The organism is Planktothrix sp., from assembly GCF_046067725.1.
Taxonomy (GTDB): Bacteria; Cyanobacteriota; Cyanobacteriia; order Cyanobacteriales; family Microcoleaceae; genus Planktothrix.
On sequence record NZ_JBJUDF010000072.1, the window covers coordinates 1 to 3,476 of the forward strand.

Here is a 3,476-nt window from a genome sequence, read left to right on the forward strand (position 1 = left end):
CTAAACCTAATCTAACACAAGTTTCTGTTTTTGTGCAAAGTGTTAAAATATCGTGCTACGCTGGGTATGTTGCTCGGTTTTTCATCTCACCGTTAACCCAAAGGGTGTAACGGGAGTCTTCAAACCGAGATCTTAGATAAATTCAATATGAGGTAAGAGGGGATCTTTAATCATGCCAATGCCCGCAAAACCCCAACGCTGTAAAATCGGTTTAATTTGAGAACCAGTAATTGATTCTACAGCAAACTGCTCTTTTAAGTCTCCGGCGTGTTTGTTTAAATAACCGAGGGCATCAAATTGTTCAGAAAATAATAATAAATAAGCGGATGGGCGATCAGGATCAGGACGGGCAGTTACATAACGTCCATCGGTTCTAACTCGAAGAATATAATAAACTTCTGAAAACATTTTAACACAATCCTGAATATTTTAACTCTAATTCAACCTTTTTTTATCAAATTTTAGCGTAAATCTTCTAATTTAATTCGAGGGTCAACGGCTTTTAAGAGTAAATCCGCTAATAAATTACCAACAATTAACATCACTGCCCCCATCATTAAACTAGCCATCACTAAATATAAATCTTGTTGTTGTACCGCTTGTAAAACTAATTTACCTAATCCCGGCCAATTAAAAAAGGTTTCAGCAATAAAAGCACCGCCTAATAAACTGGCAAATTCAAACCCTAATAAAGTAATTAACGGGTTAACGGCATTGCGGAGAGCATGAATATAAATGACTCGATTTTCTGGGAGTCCTTTTGCCCTTGCGGTTTGAATATAATCTTGGCGTAAAACATCTAAAAGTTGTCCTCGCATTAACCGTTGTAATCCCGCAAAACTGGTAATACTTAAAGCTAATGTTGGTAAAATACTATGCCAAGCAATATCAGCAATTTTTCCCAAAGGAGATAAATCAGGATAATTAATACTCGTCATCCCACCAACGGGAAATAAGGGGGAAGTTTTTTGAGCAAGAAACAATAATAATAAAGCGGTGATGAAACTGGGAAATCCTTGTCCGGTGTAACTAATCACTTGTAGAAATCGGTCAATAAAACGGTTTTGATGAACCGCCCCAACAATTCCTAATGGAATCCCGATCGCCCAAGTAATCATTAAGGATAAAATAGCTAATAATAAGGTTGCGGGAACCCGTTCTAAAAGTAAAGACGTAACCGACCGTTGATTAGCAAAACTATAGCCAAAATTGCCGTAACCAACAATTTGTCCTAACCAATACCAATATTGTTCCCAAGCCGATTGATCCAGGCGGAATTGTTGTTGCAATTGCTTTAAGGTTTCCGGTGAAATTTGAGGATTATTCGAGAGGTTATCTAAATAATCTCCAGGGGCAAGTTGAGTAATGGTAAAACATAAAGCGGAGGCTAAAAATAGCGTTAAAATGGCTTGTAATAATCGCTTACCAATATAGACAACGGTTTCACTCATGATCTGGATTTTCCCCTTGAATAACCAACAAATAATTTCACGGAAAACCGATAAAAATTAATCGTATTGTAACAAACTAATTACCGGAACATCGGGCAATTGTTCCCGACCGTTTAAACCCGTGAGTTCCACGACAAAACAAAAACCCGCAACGGTCGCTCCCGCTTGTTGAACTAATTCAGCCGTCGCTTTGGCTGTCCCACCTGTAGCAATTAAATCATCTACAATTAACACTCGATGTCCTGATGAAATCGCATCTTGGTGCATTTCTAAACAATCCGTGCCATATTCTAATTCATATTCAGCCCGATAGACGGCGGCGGGTAATTTTTTAGGTTTACGAACAGGAACAAACCCCACATCTAATTGATAAGCTAAAGGCATTCCAAATAAAAATCCCCTCGACTCCATACCGAGAATATAGTCAGGAGACAAAGGACGACATTTTTTCGTTAAACAATCAATGGTGTATCGTAGTCCTTGGGGATCTTGTAACAGCGTGGTAATATCTCGAAATAAAATTCCCGGTTTGGGAAAATCGGGAATTTCCCGAATGAGAGACTTTAAATCCATGAGTATTTTAACCTTAATCAAAAATTGAATCAACTCAGGAAAATTGTCTCTCATTCTGTGCTTTCTGTCGAGTTATTTTTTCCTGTTGCGTTTGGCATCTTCTTCAGGAAAACGAATAATATCATCATCCCCTAAATATTCTCCATTTTGCACTTCGATCATCACTAAAGGAATTACCCCAGGATTTTCAACACGGTGGGGAGTATTCATCGGAACATAAGTAGATTGTTTGGGAAGCAATAAGGTTTCCTCGCCACCACAAATCACTTTAGCGGTTCCTGCCACTACAATCCAATGTTCACTGCGATGATAGTGCATTTGGGTACTAATATGATAACCCGGATTGACAACAATTCGATTAATCCGGTAGCGATCGCCTTGTTCGAGTAAACTCACCTGACCCCAAGGCGGCGTGCGAGTTGTGATTTCTTCAGAAATAGCCATTGGTTCAGTTTTATCCTTGCTCATAAGGGTTTGTCAGTATCAAAGAACACAAATTTTTATAACCTAATCATGGGTTAAAAATCCCTTCTCAATTTTATCAAATCCAGATCATAAATTCAATAACAATTGAGAAAATTTAAGAATATTCTTAAAAGATTTACCAAAAGCTACCAATTCAGATCAATGCTAACTAATTGTTGATTCCCTTTTCCCTAAATCGATTATTTAAACCCTTGATTGAACCATTGCTGCATCAACTTAATTTCTGCCTCTTGAGAAGTTAAAATAGCTTGAGCAAGTTGTTGAATTTCCGAACGTTTGGATTTCGTTTGAGCATCTTTTGCCATGATTAATGCTCCTTCATGGTGAGGAATCATCGCGTTGATAAATCGTTGATCAAAACCGGAATCAGCCGCTCCTAAATCAACGGTCATCATCATAGAGTCCATCTGTTCAGAAGACATGGGCATACTATGACCCATTGCAGCATGATAAGCGATCGCTTCTTTGGCATCAGGATACCATGTTTTCCGCCATTCCTGCATCTGAGCAATTTCTTTTTCCTGTGCTTGAATTATCTCTTCTGCTAATTTTTTCAGTTGAGGACGAGTGGAATTTTGAAGTACCTGTTTAGCCATATTAATTGCTCCTTGATGGTGAGGAATCATCGCATCAATAAAGCGTAAATCATATTCAGCATCAGCAGGGCCTAAATCCATCATCCCGTGATGTGCTGACATCGTATTCTTTTGAGCCAAGGGGGTTTGCGAACTAACAGGAACCGCAGTTTCAGAAGCCGTTGGTTGAGATTGGGATTGAAAGGTTGTACAAGCTCCTAAACTTAAAGTTACCGAAATTCCGAGAAGAGAGAATAGAAAATAACGGTTGAATTTCATAGTTTTGAGATGAAAATAAAAAACAGAAACGTGAATCGGGTAAAATAGAATTAGAGTGAATCTAATAGATAACGCCTAACTTTTAGTTTGGCATGAAAAAATGAAATGGAGG

5 protein-coding genes are annotated in these 3,476 nt (G+C 38.3%); all 5 read right to left on the reverse strand.

Annotation, left to right across the window (positions count from 1 at the left end):
- Positions 1-132 precede the first annotated feature (132 nt).
- Positions 133-408: a hypothetical protein gene (locus ACKPEB_RS04120; RefSeq protein ID WP_408963552.1), complete on the reverse strand. Its 276-nt coding sequence runs from the start codon at positions 406-408 to the stop codon at positions 133-135.
- Between the two features lie 53 nt (positions 409-461).
- Entirely contained in the window at positions 462-1,451 is a 990-nt protein-coding gene (locus ACKPEB_RS04125) for an ABC transporter permease (RefSeq protein ID WP_408963553.1), read from the reverse strand.
- A 57-nt stretch (positions 1,452-1,508) separates the two neighbouring features.
- Positions 1,509-2,024 carry an adenine phosphoribosyltransferase gene (locus ACKPEB_RS04130; RefSeq protein WP_408963554.1) on the reverse strand — a complete coding sequence of 172 codons (516 nt, stop codon included), beginning with the start codon at positions 2,022-2,024 and terminating at the stop codon, positions 1,509-1,511.
- Between the two features lie 72 nt (positions 2,025-2,096).
- Entirely contained in the window at positions 2,097-2,492 is a 396-nt protein-coding gene (locus ACKPEB_RS04135; RefSeq protein WP_408963555.1) for a phosphomannose isomerase type II C-terminal cupin domain, read from the reverse strand.
- A gap of 197 nt (positions 2,493-2,689) precedes the next feature.
- Positions 2,690-3,364 (reverse strand): DUF305 domain-containing protein, encoded by a 675-nt coding sequence (locus tag ACKPEB_RS04140; protein WP_408963556.1) that lies wholly within the window; start codon positions 3,362-3,364, stop codon positions 2,690-2,692.
- Positions 3,365-3,476 lie beyond the last annotated feature (112 nt).